Genomic DNA, 19,617 nt, shown 5'->3' on the forward strand with positions numbered 1-19,617 from the left:
GACAGACGTGGGCGGGATTGCGCAGATCGACGGCGTAGGCCCGGCGGAAATCGCCAGCGGATCAACATCCTGTTGGAGGGTTTAGGCGAGTTCGACTTGCGTCCTACGTCGCCTTGACTGCCTGGGAGTGGGCGGGTCTCAGAATGCACAAAACCCCACAGTGTGAACTGTGGGGTTTTGTTTATAGTTTGGGTGCGGGAGTAGGATTTGAACCTACGACCTTCAGGTTATGAGCCTGACGAGCTACCGGGCTGCTCCATCCCGCGGCAAACGGTAGTGTCGAAAAGGAAGAACGGTTCGAGAAGTGCGCTCAAGTAGGCCGAAGGCCGTTAGCGCGTAAATCATGTGTGCTTGGTAGACCCGGCGACGACCTACTCTCCCGCGCCTTGAGACGAAGTACCATTGGCTCTGGAGGGCTTAACGACCGAGTTCGGAATGGGATCGGGTGGGGAACCTCCGACATAGTCACCAGGTCAACCAAGCACACATGATTTCTGGCCTATCGGGCTTTCGCCCTACTTGAGGCCAGATACCACTCAAGCTCAAGCAGCGCGAAGCGCGGTAGCTTAAGCAAGAGTGAGAAGAAGACATTGTCTGAGATTGCTTCGGTCAAGGAGCAATCATCGAATGAGTTTTGCTGAGAAACGATCAAACCGATCGGATTATTAGTACCAGTAAGCTTCATGGGTCGCCCCACTTCCACACCTGGCCTATCAACGTGGTAGTCTTCCACGATCCTCAGCGAAGCCTTGTTTTGAGGTTAGTTTCCCGCTTAGATGCTTTCAGCGGTTATCTATTCCATACTTAGCTACCCTGCTGCACAGCTGGCGCCATGACAGGTACACCAGAGGTATGTCCATCCCGGTCCTCTCGTACTAGGGACAGATCCTCTCAAGCTTCGAACACCCACGGCAGATAGGGACCAAACTGTCTCACGACGTTCTGAACCCAGCTCACGTACCACTTTAAATGGCGAACAGCCATACCCTTGGGACCTGCTCCAGCCCCAGGATGTGATGAGCCGACATCGAGGTGCCAAACTTTGCCGTCGATATGGACTCTTGGGCAAAATCAGCCTGTTATCCCTAGAGTACCTTTTATCCGTTGAGCGATGGCCCTTCCACTCGGGACCACCGGATCACTATGGCCGACTTTCGTCTCTGCTCGACTTGTCAGTCTCGCAGTCAGGCGGGCTTATGCCATTGCACTCGACGACCGATTTCCGACCGGTCTGAGCCCACCATCGCGCGCCTCCGTTACACTTTAGGAGGCGACCGCCCCAGTCAAACTACCCACCACGCCATGTCCCGGGACCGGATAACGGCCCTCGGTTAGACGTCAACGACAGTAAGGGTGGTATTTCAAGGACGACTCCACCAGAGCTGGCGCTCCGGTTTCATAGTCTCCCACCTATCCTACACATACGGTCGCTAACGCCAAGGCGAAGCTATAGTAAAGGTTCATAGGGTCTTTCCGTCTGACCGCGGGAACCCCGCATCTTCACGGGGAATTCAATTTCACTGAGCCTATGCTGGAGACAGTGGGGAAGTCGTTACGCCATTCGTGCAGGTCGGAACTTACCCGACAAGGAATTTCGCTACCTTAGGACCGTTATAGTTACGGCCGCCGTTTACCTGGGCTTCAGTTCGTCGCTTTCACAACTCCCTTTAACCTTCAGGCACCGGGCAGGCGTCAGACCCTATACGTCGCATTGCTGCTTCGCAGAGCCCTGTGTTTTTGCTAAACAGTCGCTACCCCCTGGCTTGTGCCACTCAGTCCTGGTTGCCCAGGGTGAGTCACGCTTATTCCGAAGTTACGCGTGCAATTTGCCGAGTTCCTTCAGCATAGTTCTCTCAAACGCCTTGGTATGCTCTACCTGACCACCTGTGTCGGTTTCGGGTACGGTCTCTGCTGGAGTTATTTCCTGGGACAACGCCCCCGCACACACAATCCAATAAGTGGGTACGAGTTAAGCCATCCGTCACTTCCAGCTGGTGCAGGAATATTTACCTGCTTCCCATCGACTACGCTTTTCAGCCTCGCCTTAGGGGCCGACTAACCCTGCGCAGATTAGCTTTACGCAGGAACCCTTGGTCTTTCGGCGGGAGTGTCTCTCACACTCCTATCGTTACTCATGTCAGCATTCTCACTTCCGATACCTCCAGCCAGGCTCACGCCTGACCTTCACCGGCCTACGGAACGCTCCGCTACCGCTTGCAGTAAACTGCAAACCCATATCTTCGGCGCACGGCTTGAGCCCCGTTACATTTTCCGCGCAGGTTCGCTTGATCAGTGAGCTGTTACGCTTTCTTTAAAGGATGGCTGCTTCTAAGCCAACCTCCTGATTGTCAAAGCAATCCCACATCGTTTCCCACTTAGCCGTGACTTGGGGGCCTTAGATGATGGTTAGGGTTGTTTCCCTTTTCACGACGGACGTTAGCACCCGCCGTGTGTCTGCCCGATAGTTCTCTTGGGTATTCGGAGTTTGGTTAGTATTGGTACCGCTCGCGCAGCCCGCAACCATCCAGTGCTCTACCCCCCAAGGAATTCGTCGGACGCTCTACCTAAATAGATTTCGCGGAGAACCAGCTATGTCCAGGTTTGATTGGCCTTTCACCCCTATCCACAAGTCATCCCAGAATTTTTCAACATTCACGGGTTCGGTCCTCCAGTTGGTGTTACCCAACCTTCAACCTGCTCATGGATAGATCACCTGGTTTCGGGTCGTCATACGTCGAACTTAGCGCCCTATTCAGACTCGCTTTCGCTGCGCCTACACCTAACGGCTTAAGCTTGCTCGACACATGAAGTCGCTGACCCATTATACAAAAGGTACGCCGTCACCCCGCTTGGGGGCTCCGACTGCTTGTAGGCTTCCGATTTCAGGATCTGTTTCACTCCCCTTGTCGGGGTGCTTTTCACCTTTCCCTCACGGTACTTGTTCACTATCGGTCGTAGAGGAGTACTTAGGCTTGGAGGGTGGTCCCCCCATGTTCAGACAGGATTTCACGTGTCCCGCCCTACTCGAGTCTCTTGCTATTTGATGACTACGGGGCTTTCACCCACTATGGCCGACCTTTCCAGATCGTTCGTCTTTATTTCACAAGAGCACTGGCCTGGTCCCGGTTCGCTCGCCACTACTACGGGAGTCTCGGTTGATGTCCTTTCCTCCGGGTACTGAGATGTTTCAGTTCCCCGGGTTCGCTTAATGAACCTATGTATTCAGTTCATTATACCTTTCAACAATCCGCCAATCGCCGTCCTGGCCGAAACCAGAACGAAGTTGGAAGACTGTAAAGGTGGGTTTCCCCATTCGGAAATAACCGGATCAAAGGGTGCTAGCGCCTCCCCGGTTCTTATCGCAGCTTGCCACGTCCTTCATCGCCTCTCTACGCCAAGGCATCCGTCAGAAGCCCTTCAACGTTTGATCGTTTCTCAGCAAAACTCATGCTTGGTTTATTCCGCCCGACTGGAAAGTTGCCGGGGGACCAAGCCTGATATTTGTCAGACAATGTCTTCTTCTCGAACATAACCTAAAAGCTCAGGGGAGCCGGTTGCGTTCTTCCTTTACGATTTCAATGCACGCCAACCTTACGGCTGACGGCAAACTTGAATGCGATCACAAGATCCTGGTGGAGCCAGACGGAGTCGAACCGACGACATCCTGCTTGCAAAGCAGGCGCTCTACCAACTGAGCTATGGCCCCGTTCCAAGGAACAGTGCGAAGCCCAGGAGAGCTGTCGGCGATGCCGTCTTGAGGCTGAGAACCCCGGCGAACCAGAAGTCCTGGTAGGCCCGGGCAGACTCGAACTGCCGACCTTACGCTTATCAGGCGTACGCTCTAACCACCTGAGCTACGGGCCTATGGCAGCGACAGCCGGGCTATAAGACCCAGGCTCGCGATCGCGTCACCAGTACAACGACCCGAATGGTCGATGCGTCGATGACGAAAGTGGAAAGAGAAACGGAGACGGCGGCGTTCCGCCGTTTGTGCTCGGCGCTGTGAAGCGCTTCGCTATTGGAGCCTCAATAGACAGCCTCGTGAGAGACAGCCTGGAGAAGCATCCTTAGAAAGGAGGTGATCCAGCCGCAGGTTCCCCTACGGCTACCTTGTTACGACTTCACCCCAGTCGCTGACCCTACCGTGGTCGCCTGCCCCCTTGCGGTCAGCGCAGCGCCTTCGGGTAGAACCAACTCCCATGGTGTGACGGGCGGTGTGTACAAGGCCCGGGAACGTATTCACCGCGGCATGCTGATCCGCGATTACTAGCGATTCCAACTTCATGCCCTCGAGTTGCAGAGGACAATCCGAACTGAGACGACTTTTAAGGATTAACCCTCTGTAGTCGCCATTGTAGCACGTGTGTAGCCCACCCTGTAAGGGCCATGAGGACTTGACGTCATCCCCACCTTCCTCCGGCTTAGCACCGGCAGTCCCATTAGAGTTCCCAACTAAATGATGGCAACTAATGGCGAGGGTTGCGCTCGTTGCGGGACTTAACCCAACATCTCACGACACGAGCTGACGACAGCCATGCAGCACCTGTGTCCTAGTCTCCGAAGAGAAAGCCAGATCTCTCTGGCGGTCCAGGCATGTCAAAAGGTGGTAAGGTTCTGCGCGTTGCTTCGAATTAAACCACATGCTCCACCGCTTGTGCGGGCCCCCGTCAATTCCTTTGAGTTTTAATCTTGCGACCGTACTCCCCAGGCGGATTGCTTAATGCGTTAGCTGCGTCACCGAAATGCATGCATCCCGACAACTAGCAATCATCGTTTACGGCGTGGACTACCAGGGTATCTAATCCTGTTTGCTCCCCACGCTTTCGAGCCTCAGCGTCAGTAATGAGCCAGTATGTCGCCTTCGCCACTGGTGTTCTTCCGAATATCTACGAATTTCACCTCTACACTCGGAGTTCCACATACCTCTCTCATACTCAAGACACCCAGTATCAAAGGCAATTCCGAGGTTGAGCCCCGGGATTTCACCCCTGACTTAAATGTCCGCCTACGCTCCCTTTACGCCCAGTAATTCCGAGCAACGCTAGCCCCCTTCGTATTACCGCGGCTGCTGGCACGAAGTTAGCCGGGGCTTCTTCTCCGGGTACCGTCATTATCGTCCCCGGTGAAAGAATTTTACAATCCTAAGACCTTCATCATTCACGCGGCATGGCTGCGTCAGGCTTTCGCCCATTGCGCAAGATTCCCCACTGCTGCCTCCCGTAGGAGTTTGGGCCGTGTCTCAGTCCCAATGTGGCTGATCATCCTCTCAGACCAGCTACTGATCGTCGCCTTGGTGAGCCTTTACCTCACCAACTAGCTAATCAGACGCGGGCCGCTCTAATGGCGATAAATCTTTCCCCCGAAGGGCACATTCGGTATTAGCACAAGTTTCCCTGAGTTATTCCGAACCAAAAGGCACGTTCCCACGTGTTACTCACCCGTCCGCCACTAACTCCGAAGAGTTCGTTCGACTTGCATGTGTTAGGCCTGCCGCCAGCGTTCGCTCTGAGCCAGGATCAAACTCTCAGGTTGAGTTGACTTCTGACCTAAGCTTAAGAACATCCCGAAGGACGTCTTGGCATTAGTTCTACGTATTTTATTGACGAGTTCCCATTCATCGATCCGAAGACCGACGCATGGTATCTTTTCAAAAAGACCGCAGATAGTCAGTGTCGTATGATGACCTTCTAGGGTCATCGCAAGAACACCGCCGCCTGCGTTTCTCTTTCCAAATCAACAATGTCAAAGACCAAAACCGCATCAGCGGCCCGACTTGTTTAGCGCCGTGTCGTCGGCGGAGGCGGGGATTTAGAGACCGCCGAACCTCATGTCAACCGCTCTTTTCAGAGATCTTTCGGAGAGAAAGGCGAACCCTTCAGACCGCAAGAAACCACCGGAGGAAAGCGAGGCTTACCTCTAAAAACCCGTCGGCGATTCGATTGGAGCGCGGAACCTAGTGAAACCAACCGATGAAAGCAAGAAGTTTTTCAACCCCTCCTCCCGTGGGACCTTGGAGATTTGCACCCCCTCAGACCCGTCGGCCGGCCCGTTTCCGAGCGAGGCGGCTCTATACGTAGACCCCGATTTGTCCGCAACCAGATTCTGACAGGACCGCGAAACTTTCTCAAAGAGCACGAGTCAACGAGCGACGGCAGCAGTCGTCAGCCCGCAATGTAAGTGCGCAAACTCGCGGCCTCCTGGGCGTGCTCAGCGATCTGGCATTTCACCACGTCGCCGATGGAGATGACGCCGACCAATCGTGTGGCTTCCATCACCGGTAGATGTCGGATGCGTCGGTCGGTCATGCGAGCCATCAGGGCCGACATCTCCTCGCCGGGTTCGGCGAAGATCACCTTGGCGGTCATATAGTCGGCGACCGGACGATCCAGCGCCTTGGCGCCATCGGCGGCCAAGGCCTTGACCACGTCCCGTTCGGAAAAGACGCCGACGACATGGTCGCCGTCAAAGACGACCAGCGCCCCGACCCTTTTCTGCTCCAACTCTGCGCAGGCCTGCGTCACCGTCAGGTCGGGCGTGATGGAGAAGACGGCGTTTCCCTTGGTCTTGAGGATTTCGGCGACGAACATCGCGGCTCCTTCTCTCTAAAGAAGAGACGACCGCAGGGCCGGAATGGCGACAGGGCCGCTCGGGAACCGATGATTGCTCAGCACACGCCAGGAATCAAACGCCGCTGACGGATTTCGGCGCGACGCCTCTGCCGAACAGCCGGCCCAACGGCCCGATCGCCAGGAAGCCGACGACGAAGCCGACCGCGTGGGCTTCCCACGCGATACGCGCACCTTCCGCGCCGGGCGCATAGCCGATCAGGCCGGTCAGCGCATTGATCCCCATCCAGGCGACGGCGGCGCTGATGACTCGGCGATCGGTCATCGGCAGCACCCTGCCCTGCCCTCCAAGCAGCCGGGTCGCCGCCCCGATCAGGCCGAACACCGCACCCGACGCTCCCACCATCGGCTCGGTCGAGCCCCAATGGATCAGCCCATAGCCCAGCGCAGCCAACACGCCGCAGCCTATATAGAAGAGCAGGAAGACCGTCGGCCCGATCTTGTCCCCGAACAGTCGCGCCACCGGCGTTCCGAACGCCAGCGCCGCGACCGCATTCATGATGGCATGGGTCCAGCCGCCGTGCAGCAGCATGGCCGTCAACAATCCGCCCCAGCGTCCCTGCTCCAGATCTACCGGCGCGAAGGCCATGCTCATGCCCATGTCGGGCAGATCGCGCTGGAAGAAGAACAGCGTCGGCATCGACAGCACGATCAGCAGCACGACCAGCGGCACGTTGAACGCGGGTTCTCTGACGGGCTGGCTGTTCTGCGGATCGAATCGACCGGGTGCGTCTGACATGGCGCACAAATGCTCAGTGACCCTCGTCACATCAAGCGCTTCTTAATAACCTTAATGCAGGTTGGGGTGCGGATCACGCTCGTGGTTCGGCGTACGTTTGCGCGAGGAACCACCAGAATGCCCGCCAAGAGGCTGTTTACATCCACCGCCGTCGTGGCCGTCGTCGCCGCAGCGAGCCTGCCGGCAGCCGCCCAATCGACGGGTTCCGGCAGCGCGTCGCGCTTCCAACAGGGTTATGGCGGCGCGCGTTCGGCCGCCAGCACGGCGACCACCGGCTATACCCGCGACGCCAACGGCAATCGCCTGATCGTCAACGGCATCATCCAGCCGGGCGCCTCGTCCTATTCCAGCCAGTCGGGCGGCGTCGCCTCGGCCTATGCGGGCGCGGGTTCGTCCAGCAACGGCGGCACGACCATCGGCGGCTCCACCGCCATCGGCAATCAGCTGAACGTGGTGGTCCAGGGCAGCCGCAACACCGTCATCGTCAACTCGACCCAGACCAATACCGGCGCGATCAACGCCGGCACGGCCCTGAACGGGAATATCAACCTGCCATGAGCCGCCGCCATCTTATCAAGGGTTCCGCCGCCGTGTCGGCCGTAGCCCTGCTGCTCGCCGGTTGCGTCAGTCCGGTCGCGGGTCCGTCGGGTCAATATGCGACCCCGATCGGCAATGCGCCGGTGACCGCCAACCCGACCCCCTATTCCGCGGCGCTCTACTGCCTGGCCGACTACGCCCGTCGCTACAACCTGCCCTCGCCGCGCATGGCCGTGGGCCGGATCAGCGATTACACGGGCACGGTCTCTTCGGACGGCGGGCGTCAGATCACCGGCGGCGCCTCTCTGATGGCGAACTCGGCCCTGGCCAAGGCGGGCGCCCGGATCGTCGAACGCTACGACACCTCGGTGTCCGAGCTGGAACTGCGCTACGCCAACAACAAGCTGATCGGCGACCAGGCTCCCGAAGCCCAAGGTCCCGAGGACACCCAGTATCGCCGCATCCTGGCCGGCCAGGTGCCCGGTTCTGACTTCTATGTCGTCGGCGGCATCACCGAGGTGAACTACAATATCCGCTCCGGCGGCTTCGACATCGCCGGCGGCGAGGTAGACAGCAATCGCCCCGGTTCGGGTATCGTCAACCACCGCGTCTATGTGATGAACATCGCCATGGACCTGCGCCTGGTCCAGACGACCACGCTCGAAGTCGTCGACGTCGTCTCCTATCAGAAGCAGATCATCGGCCGTGAGATCTCGGCCGGCGTGTTCGACTTCCTGAACGGCAATGTCTTCGACATCTCGGCCGGCACGGGAGGGATGGAGCCGACGCAGCTGGCCGTCCGCGCCCTGGTCGAACGGGCCACGGTCGAGTTCATGGCCAATCTCTACGGCGCGCCCGGCCCCGAAATCTGCCTCAACGCCGCCAACGATCCGCTCGGCGATTCCGCCGTCGGTCCGACCGGCGGCTATTATCCGGCCTACCCCACTCAGGACACCAACAATGGCCAGACACGCGCCGATCCGTCTCGCTGGCATGATGGCCGCGACGGCGACGTTCGCCGCACTCGCCACTGAAGCGAGCGCGCAAGCGACGCCGGTCTGCGATCCGCAGGCCGGCGACGCCTGTTCCAGCACCCAGACCCAGTCCGGCGACGTCACCGGCCTGGTGGACATCGACCTGTCCGTCGATCAGGTGACCGTCAGCACCAGCGCCCAGGGCAATGCGCTCGCGGGCGGGGTGACGGCTGCGTCCGCCGGCCTTGTCTCGCGCCAGACCATGACCGGTGCGACGGTCGCGCGCAGCAATGTCGTCGTGAACGGCGAGGCCGACGGCCAGCTCAGCGTCCAGACCACCGCGCGCGGCAACTATCTGGCCGTCACCACCAATGGCGCGACCTTCGCCGTCGATGCGACCCAGTCCACGACCGGCGATCAGGTGCGGGCCGGAACCTATGTCCAGGCGCCGGGCGGCCGCGTGCTCCAGGGCGGCTTCGCGACCAGCGCCGCCGTCGCCAACACCGTCGCCATGGGCGGTCCCTCGTCCTCCTTGACCGGCGTGATCGACCAGACGGCCCAGACCACCGTCTTCGCCGAGACCGTCGCCGACGTTCAGTACATCCCCGCGCCCGCCACCTTCTCGTCCCAGGCCGTGGCCAATGCGGTCCAGACCAATACGACCGGCGCCTCGAACCAGGATCTGGCCATCCGTCAGTCCAACGGCGCCTCGACGACCGAGGCCCGCACCGACGTCTATGTCGACAACGCCTGGGACCTGACGGTCGGTGCCAACGCCGGCGCCAACCAGGCCATCACGGCCAACGCCGGCGGCTCGATGCTGATCGCGACGGACCAGGCCAACGCCGGCCGCGTTCGCGTCGACGCGCGGGTCCAGACCAATCTCCAGGGCCAGACCGTGCTGGCCGCCCGCAGCGTCGCCAACGAGACCGTCGCCGGCAACAACGACATCTATCTGAAGCTGGACAACACCCAGCTGAACTCGGGCGGAGTCGAGGCCAACGCCACCTACGTCGGCGTGAACGGCTACGACGCCTATGTCGGGGCCGACGCGGTCGGCAATGCGGTGACCGGCTACGCCTGTTCCCAGTGCGGCGGCGACGTCAACATCACCAACTCCCAGACCAACAGCGGCAACGTCACCGCCACGACCAGCGCCACGGTCGCCTCCGGCCGCACCGCCGTGGTCGGCGCCAACGCCGTCGGCAACACCGCCACCTTCTACGTCAGCCGCCCGGGCGGCTGATCCAAACATGACAAGTCGGTAAGGTTCTCCGGCCCAGCTTGCCGGGAAGGCAAGCTCACTTTACACATCCGGGATCGCGCCATCGGGGGTTGCGGTTTCGGAGTGATACCATGCGTTCTGCGCGTCATCTGCTGCTCGTCGCCGTCTCGGGACTGGCCCTTACCACCGGGGCGTTCGCCGCCCCCGCTCTCGCCCAGACCGCAGCGCCCGCCGCCGCAACAGCCGTCCAGGTCGCGCCGTCCGCCCCCTGGGCCCAGGCCGCCAGCGACATTCCCGCCGATCCCGCCGTCCGTTACGGCCTGCTGCCCAACGGCATGCGCTACGCCCTGCTGCACAATGCGACGCCTCCGGGCCAGGCCTCGTTCCGCCTGCGCATCGACGCCGGTTCGTTGATGGAGCGCGACGACCAGAAGGGCCTGGCCCACTTCATGGAGCACATGGCCTTCAACGGCACCAAGGAGGTGCCCGAGAACGAGATGCTGCGCATTCTGGAGCGTCTGGGCCTGGCCTTCGGCGCCGACACCAACGCCTTCACCAGCTTCGACCAGACCGCCTATATGCTGGAGCTGCCGAACACCAAGGACGAGACGGTCGATCCCAGCCTGCATATCCTGCGCGAGATGATGTCGGCGGCCCTGATGGCGCCGGACGCCATCGACGCCGAGCGCGGCGTCATCGTCGGCGAGGAACGCACCCGCGACACGCCGCAACTGCGCGTGCTGAAGACCCAGCTGGGTCTGCTGGCGCCCGGTCAGCGCCTTTCGGAACGCCTGCCCATCGGCGACCTCGACATCATCCGCAACGCGCCGCGCCAGCGGTTCGTCGACTTCTACGACGCCTATTATCGCCCCTCGCGCGCCACCTTCATCGCCGTGGGCGACTTCGACGTGGACGCCATGGAGGCCAAGGTCCGCGCGGCCTTCGCCGACTGGAAACCCACCGCCGCCGATGGCCCGGAACCCGATCTCGGAACCGTCGCCGCGCGTGAACCCCAGACCAGCATCCTGGTCGAGCCGGGCATCCAGTCCTCGATCCAGCTGAACTGGATCAAGAACCCCGACCTGGACCCCGACACGGTCGCCGAACGCGCCGCCGACATCCGTCGCGGCCTGGGTCTGGCCGTGCTGAACCGTCGCCTGGGCGAGATCGCCCGCGCCGACAACCCACCCTTCATCGGCGCCGGCGCCGGCTATCAGTCGCTGTTCGACAGCCTCGACGCCGGCACCCTGTCGGTCGCCTTCAATCCCGGCGGTTGGCAGCGTGCGCTCGAAACCGTCGAACAAGAAAGCCGTCGCCTGGCCGAATACGGCGTGACAGACGCCGAGCTTCAGCGCGAGATCGTCAACACCCGCACCGCGCTTCAGAACGCCGTGGCCTCGGCCGCGACCCGTTCGACCCCCGCCCTGGCCACCGGCCTGCTGGGCGCCGTCAACGACGATCAGGTCTTCAGCGCGCCCCAGACCAATCTCGACCTGTTCAACGCCGCCGTCGAAGGCCTGACCGCCGATCAGGTCAACCAGGCGACCAAGGCCGTGTTCGAAGGCCAAGGCCCGCTGGTGCTGTTCAGTTCGCCCGTCCCGGTCGAGGGCGGCGAAGCGGCTGTCACCGCCGCGCTGGAGGCCTCGCGCAACACCCCGATCCAGGCCCGCGCCGTCGAGGCCGAGCTGAAATGGCCCTATGACAACTTCGGCGCCCCCGCCGTCCCGGCCTCGCGCACCGAGGTCGCCGACCTGGGCGCCACTTTGGTCCGCTTCCCGAACGGCACCCTGCTGAACATCAAGAAGACCGACTTCCGCGCCGAACAGATCCTGGTCAGCGCCCGGACCGGCATCGGCGAACTCGGCCTGCCGGCCGATACGCTGTCGCCACTGTCGATGGCCAGCACGGTTCTGACCCCCGGCGGCCTGGGCAAGCTCAGCCTGGACGAGATCAACCGCGTCCTCAGCGGCCGCACCTACAGCGCCTCGGTCAACCAGGCCGGCGACGCCTATGTCTTCTCGGGCGCGACCAAGCCCGCCGACCTCCAGCTGGAGCTTCAGGTGCTGGCCGCCTATCTGACCGATCCCGGCCTGCGCGCCGCGCCGTTCGAACAGACCAAGGCCATGTTCCCGCAGATCCTGGCCCAGCTGGGCGCGACGCCGCGCGGCGTGTTCCAGCGTGACGCCTCGGGTCTGCTGGCCGGCGGCGATGCGCGTGAGGTGACACCGACGGCCGAACAGGTCGCCGCGATCCAGATCGACGACGTCCGCAACGGCGTCCGCTCGGCCCTGGCCCAGGGTCCGGTCGAGATCACTGTCGTCGGCGATGTCGATATCGACCCCGTCATCGCCGCCGTCGGCTCGACCTTCGGCGCCCTGCCCTCGCGCGGCGCCGAACCGACCCCGCCCGCCGGCTCGACCGAGCGCAAATTCCCGGCCCCGACCGCCACGCCGGTCCAGCTGTATCACACAGGCCCGGCCGAGCAGGCGCTGGGCTTCGTCGCCTGGCCGACCACCGACCAGATCGCCGATCGCAAGACTGCACGCCAGCTGTCGATCCTGTCGGACGTGCTGCAACTGCGCCTGAACGACGAGATCCGCGAGAAACAGGGTCTGGCCTATTCGCCCAGCGCCGGCTCCAGCGCCTCGGACGTCTATCCCGGCTATGGCTTCATCTCGGTGACGGCGGAAACCCCGCCGGCCGCCCTGCCCAAGCTGTTCGAGACAGTGGACGCCATCGCCGCCGACCTGCGCGACAAGCCGGTCAGCGACGATGAGCTGAACCGCGCCCGCCGCCCGGCCGTCGAACGCCTCCGCCGCAGCATGGCCGACAACGGCTACTGGATGACCCAGCTGGCCGAAGCCCAGTCCAATCCGGCCACGCTGGACCAAACCCGCAGCCAGGTCGCCACCCTGGAAGCCGTCACCGCCGCCGACCTTCAGACCCTGGCCCGCCAGTATCTGAAGCCCGACGCCGCCTGGCGCGCCACCGTCACGGCCCAAGCCGCCGCAGATCAGACCGCCCCGGCTCAATAAGCGCCCACGAAAAAGGCCCCGGTTCTCGCGAACCGGGGCCAGTCGTCAGGATCGTCGACGGAGAGCCGACTGTCTTCTTATCTCACGCGCCGCCTGATCGGCGGCTGAACGGGCCGGTTCGGCTCCCGTTCAGAACACCCGGCCGCCGACGCCGCCGTCCAGGGTGATGACCCCGGTCAGCACGGTCGCGCTCTCGACCTGTTCCTCGCGGTATTCGGTGTATTCCTCTTCGCGATACATCGTCAGGATCTTCACCCCGGCGCCGTAGCGACGCAGCAGCGACCGCTCGTTGCAGTCGCGCTCGGGCTTCTCGGGACGGCATTCCAACTTGCCTTCCGGCCCATACCACAGCGCCTCATGCTTGCGGCAGGTCAGGGTCGTGCCATGGTCGAAGCTGATGTCGCCGTTATAATCCGCAATGGTCGCCTGCAACCATGTCCCCGACAGGCATCGATAAAGCTCGCCCTCGAACCCGTCCGCGATCTCGCGATCCGGTCGCACCTGCGATGCGGGGTGCGGCACCTGGCGGGCGTCGATGCAGACGGCCTGGATGACGACCCGCTTCATCATGCTGCGGAAGGCGGTATAGGGGGTGCGCACGGTCTGGGCGATCATGCCCTCGACGGCCAGGCCCTGGATCGTGGTCGGATAGGGCTGATCGACGCTGACATAGGCCGCGCCGCCGCCCCCGCCGAAGCTGCCCGAAAACCCGCCCGCCCGTGCATTCACGAACGAGCGCGCGCCCGAGTTGGCGTTGGCGCCCGCGTTCGCATTGGCGTTCGCGCCCAGGTTCACGTTCACATTGACGTTGGTGTTGATGTTGCCGTTCCAGTTTCCACCGCCGCCACCGGGACCGCAGTTTCCACCGCCGTTGCAGGGCGGCGGCTCGGGCGGCGGCGGGGGCTCGCACGAGGTGCAGGGCGGCGGCTGACAGCCGGACGTGCACTGCGCCAAAGCCGCCCCGGCGCCCGCCGAGACAGCGAGACCGGCCGCCAGGCCCAGCATCCATTTCGTGATCCGCAGCCGCATCGGCGGGAACTCCCAAACGTAGATTTCGTGTCGACTGGGCAAGACGCCGGCCGATCCTGCATTCACCAAAACGACAAAAGCCTTTCGTTTCCGTTGATGACGCCTGCGCTTCGGGATGGCGCAATGCCGCATCCGTCTGCTAGACCGCCCGCATAATGACCGTCCGCGTCTCCATTCGCCTGATTTCGATTAGCCGCCCGGCGTAGCGCTTCTGGGCCGCTTGGCCCCGTGCACGCCGGGATCGACACGCGAACGTAACTCTTAGAAGACGCTGAGACTCTGCATGGCCGACGCCACCGACACCACCGACACCCCTGCCGGCCGCGACTATCGCGACACCGTCTTCCTGCCCGAGACGCCCTTCCCCATGCGCGGCGGTCTGCCCCAGAAGGAGCCGGTCATCCTGGAACAGTGGGGCGACCTCTATGGAACCCTGCGCGCCGAGCGGCAGAAGCAGAACGCCCCCCTCTATGTCCTGCACGACGGCCCGCCCTACGCCAACGGCGACATCCACATCGGCCACGCGCTGAACAAGACGCTGAAGGACTTCGTTGTCCGCAGCCGCTTCCTGCTGGGCTACGACGTCGACTACGTCCCCGGCTGGGACTGCCACGGCCTGCCGATCGAGTGGAAGATCGAGGAACAGTTCCGCGCCAAGGGCCGCCGCAAGGACGAGGTGTCCAAGGACGAATTCCGCGCCGCCTGCCGCGAATACGCCGGCAAATACATCGACCTGCAACGCGACCAGTTCAAACGCCTGGGCATCACCGGCGACTTCGCCAACCGCTACGCCACCATGGACTTCACGTCCGAGGCGGCCATCGTAGCCGAGTTCCACAAGTTCAAGAACTCGGGCCAGCTGTATCGCGGCTCCAAGCCCGTCATGTGGTCGCCGGTCGAGCGCACGGCCCTAGCCGACGCCGAGATCGAATACCACGACCACGTCAGCCCCACGATCTGGGTCAAGTTCCCGGTCACCGGCGCGTCCGACGACCATCCCGACGACCTGCTGGCCTTCCGCACCGGCACCCCGTCCATCGTCATCTGGACCACCACGCCCTGGACCATCCCGGCCAACCGGGCGATCAGCTACGGTCCCGAAATCGCCTATGGCCTGTATGAGGTCACGGCCATGGAAGAGGGGTTGGAGTTCGCGCCCTGGGCCAAGCCGGGCGACCGCCTGATCGTCGCCGACAAGCTGGCCGAGGACGTGTTCAGGGCCGCAAAGATCGCCGCCTGGACCCGCATCTACGACATCAATCCGTCTGGCCTGGAATGCGCCCACCCTCTGGCCGCGCTGGACAGCGGCTATGGCTTCTCCGTGCCCCTGCTGGCCGGCGACCACGTCACCGACGACGCGGGCACGGGCTTCGTCCACACCGCACCGGGCCACGGCGCCGACGACTTCGAGGTCTGGAAGGCCCACGGTCATCACGAGGTGCCGGACACGGTCGATCCCGACGGCGCCTATTATCCGGGCGTTCCCCTGTTCGCGGGCCTGAAGGTGCTGGAGACCGAGGGCAAGAAGACCGGCAAGTTCGGCCCCGCCAACGGCGCGGTGATGGACAAGCTGATCGAGGCCGGCAACCTGCTGGCGCGCGGCCGGCTGGAACACTCCTATCCGCACTCGTGGCGCTCCAAGGCCCCGATCATCTTCAGAAACACGCCCCAGTGGTTCATCCGCATGGACGAGTCCCTGGCCTCGGGCGACAGCCTGCGCGAGACGGCGCTGAAAGCCATCGACGACACGGCCTTCCACCCCGCCGCCGGCCGCAACCGCATCCGCTCGATGGTCGAGGGCCGTCCCGACTGGCTGGTCAGCCGCCAGCGCGCCTGGGGCACGCCCCTGGCCATGTTCATCGACAAACAGACCGGCCAGCCCCTGCATGACGCCGAGGTCGACGCCCGGATCGTCAAGGCCGTGGCCGAACACGGGGCGGACATCTGGTTCACTGCGCCCGACAGCGACTTCCTGGGCGCCCACGACCCGGCCCGATATGAAAAGGTCGAGGACATCCTGGACGTCTGGTTCGATTCCGGTTCGACCCACGCCTTCACCCTGGACCCCCGCCTGCCCGAGCATGGCTATACGGGCGACCGCCCGGCGCACTGGCCCGCCGACCTCTATCTGGAAGGTTCGGACCAGCATCGCGGCTGGTTCCAGTCGTCCCTGCTGGAGGGCTGCGGCACCCGTGGCCGCGCGCCGTTCAAGGCGGTCCTGACCCACGGCTTCACCCTCGACGAGAAGGGGGAGAAGATGTCCAAGTCCAAGGGCAATACGACCGATCCACTGACCATCATCAAGGAGAGCGGCGCGGACATCCTGCGTCTGTGGGTGTCGCTGGTCGACTATTCCGAGGACCAGCGGATCGGCAAACAGATCCTCCAGACCACGGTCGACGCCTATCGCAAGCTGAGGAACACCGTCCGCTATCTTCTGGGCGCCCTGGCCGATTTCGACGAGGCCGAACGCCTGCCGCTGGACCAGATGCCGCCGCTGGAGCGCTTCGTCCTGCACCGCCTGCACGAACTCGACGCCCAGGTCCGCACAGCCTACACCGAATACCGCTTCCAGGACGTCGTCCGCCCGGTGCTGGAGTTCTGCTCCAACGACCTGTCGGCCCTATATTTCGACATCCGCAAGGACGCCCTCTACTGCGACCGCCCCGACAGCCTTCGCCGTCGCGCCGCCCGCACCGTGATGGACGAGGTCTTCATGCGCCTGACCGCCTGGCTGGCTCCGTTGACCCCGTTCACCATGGAAGAAGCCTGGACGACGCGCTTCCCGGATGCCGGCACCAACTGCGCAAGGGTGATCCCAGAGACACCAGCGGAATGGAACAACCCGGCCGAGGCCGCGCGTTGGGCGAAAGTGCAGCGCGTGATTTCGCTAGTGAACGATGCGTTGGAACACAGCAGAAACAACAAGTGGATTGGCGGTGCGCTAGACGCCAACGTGCTGGTCTGGATCGATAGCGACGATCTTTATCAAGCTTTCGTAGGCCTAGACGCTGCTGAGGTGTTCCGAACCAGCACAGCAACAATCCGTCAGGGTGTTGGCGAGCTTAGCGGTTGGACTGCTGCGGGCTTTGATGAAGAACGAGTTTGGCCAATCGTATCCAAAATCGAAACAGCCAAATGCGCCCGCTCCTGGCGCCGCGTCCCCGACGTAGGCTCCGACCCCGCCTACCCCGACCTCTCGGCCCGCGACGCCGATGCTGTTCGGTATTGGGACGAAACCCACGCCTGACGAATCCTTCTCCCCTCGGGGGAGAAGGTGGCTCGCGCAGCGAGACGGATGAGGGGGCTGTTTCCGCAGCCTCACCCTCACCGTCCCGAGGCGGACAGACACCCCTCGTCCGAGGCCTCTGGCCCCGCCTTCTCCCCCAAGGGGAGAACGAATGCCTGTGGCGGACGGCTGTCGAAGACCCGCAGGCGTCTCGCCTCTATTTTAAAGTCCGTCATCCTCGGCCTTGTGCCGAGGACCCACGGTCAGGCGGACTCGAACGTCGAAGAAGGCGCACAACGGTTCATGCGCCCCGCCCGGTGATCATGCGGCGGACGGGTGGGTCCTCGGCACAAGGCCGAGGATGACGGGTGTAGAGAAGCGTGAATTGCGCCCCAGCCACCACAATGACGCTGGTCCATTTGCAGCGAATACAACCGCTTGCCGATTTATGTCCCCCTTCTCCCATCCCCCCTCCGAAACGCGCGTATTCTAAACCCGTCCCGTCGCATGGAGGGCTCGCTTGGCCTGCGACCTTGCGGCGGCGGGAGCGGATGGAACGGGAGCGGGTCTGAAACGGCTCGCGCTGGCGGCGACTCATGGAGCGTTGTCGGAGGGTCGAGGGGGATACTCGATCGCACTCGGGACGGGGTTCGCAGACCCCGCCGACCCGTCGCAGGCTTATGGGGTTAGGCGATAAGACCGCCACCGCTCGACGCCCCGAGCTTGCAGGCCAACCTTCCGCGCGGAGCGTCTATCCTTCGTCGAAACGGTAATAACACAAACACACTCCGGGCGAAGGCCCGGCGCTCCGCCCAGCCCTCCCAAACTTCGCAGCGAAAGCGCGAAGACGAAGCGGTTTTCCGCCCCGCGCGACACCGCGTCATCTTGTCAAACGCGCCCTCGCGTCCCAACTGCAAAGCCTGCCCACACCGCACCCCTCGCCCGCGACAGGAGCCCTGATGCCGCATGCCGACAGCCTGATCCTCACCCTGGTCGGGGGCTTCGTCCTCGCCTTCGTGTTCGGCATGCTGGCGCATCGGCTGAAACTGTCGCCCCTGGTCGGCTATCTGGTCGCCGGGGTCGTCGTCGGTCCCTATACGGGCGGTTTCGTCGCCGACACCGAACTGGCGCCGCAGCTGGCCGAGATCGGCGTCATCCTGCTGATGTTCGGGGTCGGCCTGCACTTCTCGCCCAAGGACCTGATGCAGGTCCGCAAGGTCGCCATTCCCGGCGCCCTGGTCCAGATCACTGTCGCCACCGTGCTGGGCTGGGGTCTGGGCCGGTTCGTCCTGGGCCAGGGCGACGTCGAGGCCCTGCTGATGGGCTTCGCCCTGTCCGTCGCCTCCACCGTCGTCCTGCTGCGGGCATTGGAGGAGCGCAAACAGGTCAAGGGCGAGATCGGCCGCATCGCCGTCGGCTGGCTGATCGTCGAGGATCTGGTCATCGTCATCGCCCTGGTCATGCTGCCCATGATCCTGGTCCCGGCCGGAACCCAGACGGATTTCGCCGCCCTTGGAACCGACGTCGGCCTGACCCTGCTCAAGGTCGTGCTGTTCGTCGTCGGCATGTTGGTCGTCGGCGGCAAGGTCATTCCGTGGCTGCTGATCCGCATCGCCCACACCAAGTCGCGCGAACTCTTCACCCTGGGCGTTCTGGCCATCGCCCTGGGCATCGCCTGGCTGGCCTATTTCCTGTTCCACTCGTTCGCCCTGGGCGCCTTCCTGGCCGGTCTGGTCATGAACGCCTCGCCCCTGGGTCACAATGCGGCCGAGCGGTCCCTGCCGCTGCGCGACGCCTTCGCCGTGCTGTTCTTCGTCTCGGTCGGCATGCTGTTCGATCCGATGATCGTGGTGCGCCAGCCCTGGGCCGTGCTGGGCGTGCTGGGCATCATCATCGTCGGCAAGTCGGTCGCCGCCCTGGTCATCACCAAGACCTTCAAGCTGGACCGCCCGACCGGCTTCACCGTCGCGGCGTCGCTGGCCCAGATCGGCGAGTTCTCCTTCATCCTGGCCGCGCTGGGCGTGTCCCTGGGCGCCATGAGCCGCGAGACCCACGACCTGATCCTGGCCGCCGCCCTGCTGTCGATCTCGTTGAACCCGTTCGTCTTCCTGTTCACCGACCGGATGGGCGGCAAGCCCAAGCCGCCTCCGCCCGGCGCGATCCGACCTGCCGCCGCGGACGGCCCGATCACGGATGCGGTCGCCACGACCTGAACCCCTTTTC

General features: G+C 63.1%; 9 protein-coding genes, 3 tRNA genes and 3 rRNA genes. 6 read left to right on the forward strand and 9 right to left on the reverse strand.

Going from position 1 to position 19,617, the window contains the following annotated elements:
- Positions 1-189: 189 nt before the first annotated feature.
- The 8 genes from EGY25_RS01600 to EGY25_RS01635 all read right to left on the reverse strand — a co-directional run bounded on the left by EGY25_RS01600 (position 190) and on the right by EGY25_RS01635 (position 7,365).
- Positions 190-266, reverse strand: a tRNA-Met gene (locus EGY25_RS01600).
- Between the two features lie 92 nt (positions 267-358).
- Positions 359-473, reverse strand: a 5S ribosomal RNA gene (gene rrf, locus EGY25_RS01605).
- A 171-nt stretch (positions 474-644) separates the two neighbouring features.
- Positions 645-3,430 (reverse strand): 23S ribosomal RNA (locus EGY25_RS01610).
- Positions 3,431-3,630: 200 nt separating this feature from the next.
- A tRNA-Ala gene (locus EGY25_RS01615) sits at positions 3,631-3,706 on the reverse strand.
- 81 nt (positions 3,707-3,787) lie between these two features.
- Positions 3,788-3,864 (reverse strand) — tRNA-Ile (locus EGY25_RS01620).
- Positions 3,865-4,071: 207 nt separating this feature from the next.
- A 16S ribosomal RNA gene (locus tag EGY25_RS01625) occupies positions 4,072-5,532 on the reverse strand.
- Together the 16S, 23S and 5S rRNA genes with 3 tRNA genes alongside form the textbook arrangement of a ribosomal RNA operon.
- Before the next feature lie 629 nt (positions 5,533-6,161).
- Positions 6,162-6,587: a CBS domain-containing protein gene (locus tag EGY25_RS01630; protein WP_135193311.1), complete on the reverse strand. Its 426-nt coding sequence runs from the start codon at positions 6,585-6,587 to the stop codon at positions 6,162-6,164.
- A 94-nt stretch (positions 6,588-6,681) separates the two neighbouring features.
- On the reverse strand, positions 6,682-7,365 hold the full coding sequence (locus EGY25_RS01635; RefSeq protein ID WP_135193312.1) for a rhomboid family intramembrane serine protease: 684 nt from the start codon (positions 7,363-7,365) through the stop codon (positions 6,682-6,684).
- Positions 7,366-7,482: 117 nt separating this feature from the next.
- Between EGY25_RS01635 and hfaA the strand changes: the two genes are divergently transcribed.
- From hfaA to EGY25_RS01655, 4 genes are all read left to right on the forward strand, one after another.
- Complete coding sequence (gene hfaA / locus EGY25_RS01640) at positions 7,483-7,923, forward strand: holdfast anchoring protein HfaA (RefSeq protein WP_135193313.1); 441 nt, start codon at positions 7,483-7,485, stop codon at positions 7,921-7,923.
- Entirely contained in the window at positions 7,920-8,936 is a 1,017-nt protein-coding gene (hfaB, locus tag EGY25_RS01645) for a holdfast anchoring protein HfaB (RefSeq protein WP_135193314.1), read from the forward strand. The genes hfaA and hfaB overlap by 4 nt, the downstream gene beginning before the upstream one ends.
- A complete protein-coding gene (gene hfaD, locus EGY25_RS01650) occupies positions 8,863-10,122 on the forward strand; it encodes a holdfast anchor protein HfaD (protein ID WP_245159290.1) in 1,260 nt (419 codons plus the stop codon). The genes hfaB and hfaD overlap by 74 nt, the downstream gene beginning before the upstream one ends.
- Positions 10,123-10,232: 110 nt before the next feature.
- Positions 10,233-13,136, forward strand: a complete 2,904-nt coding sequence (locus EGY25_RS01655) for a M16 family metallopeptidase (RefSeq protein WP_135193315.1) — start codon at positions 10,233-10,235, stop codon at positions 13,134-13,136.
- Between the two features lie 129 nt (positions 13,137-13,265).
- Here EGY25_RS01655 and EGY25_RS01660 read toward each other — a convergent pair whose 3' ends face one another.
- Positions 13,266-14,165, reverse strand: a complete 900-nt coding sequence (locus tag EGY25_RS01660; protein ID WP_245159291.1) for a hypothetical protein — start codon at positions 14,163-14,165, stop codon at positions 13,266-13,268.
- A 283-nt stretch (positions 14,166-14,448) separates the two neighbouring features.
- Between EGY25_RS01660 and ileS the strand changes: the two genes are divergently transcribed.
- Entirely contained in the window at positions 14,449-17,415 is a 2,967-nt protein-coding gene (gene ileS / locus EGY25_RS01665) for an isoleucine--tRNA ligase (RefSeq protein ID WP_135193316.1), read from the forward strand.
- A 938-nt stretch (positions 17,416-18,353) separates the two neighbouring features.
- Positions 18,354-19,607, forward strand: coding sequence for a cation:proton antiporter (locus EGY25_RS01670; RefSeq protein WP_135193317.1), 1,254 nt, complete (start codon positions 18,354-18,356; stop codon positions 19,605-19,607).
- Positions 19,608-19,617: the final 10 nt, after the last annotated feature.

Source organism: Brevundimonas intermedia (genome assembly GCF_004614235.1).
In the GTDB taxonomy this organism is placed as follows: domain Bacteria; phylum Pseudomonadota; class Alphaproteobacteria; order Caulobacterales; family Caulobacteraceae; genus Brevundimonas; species Brevundimonas intermedia_A.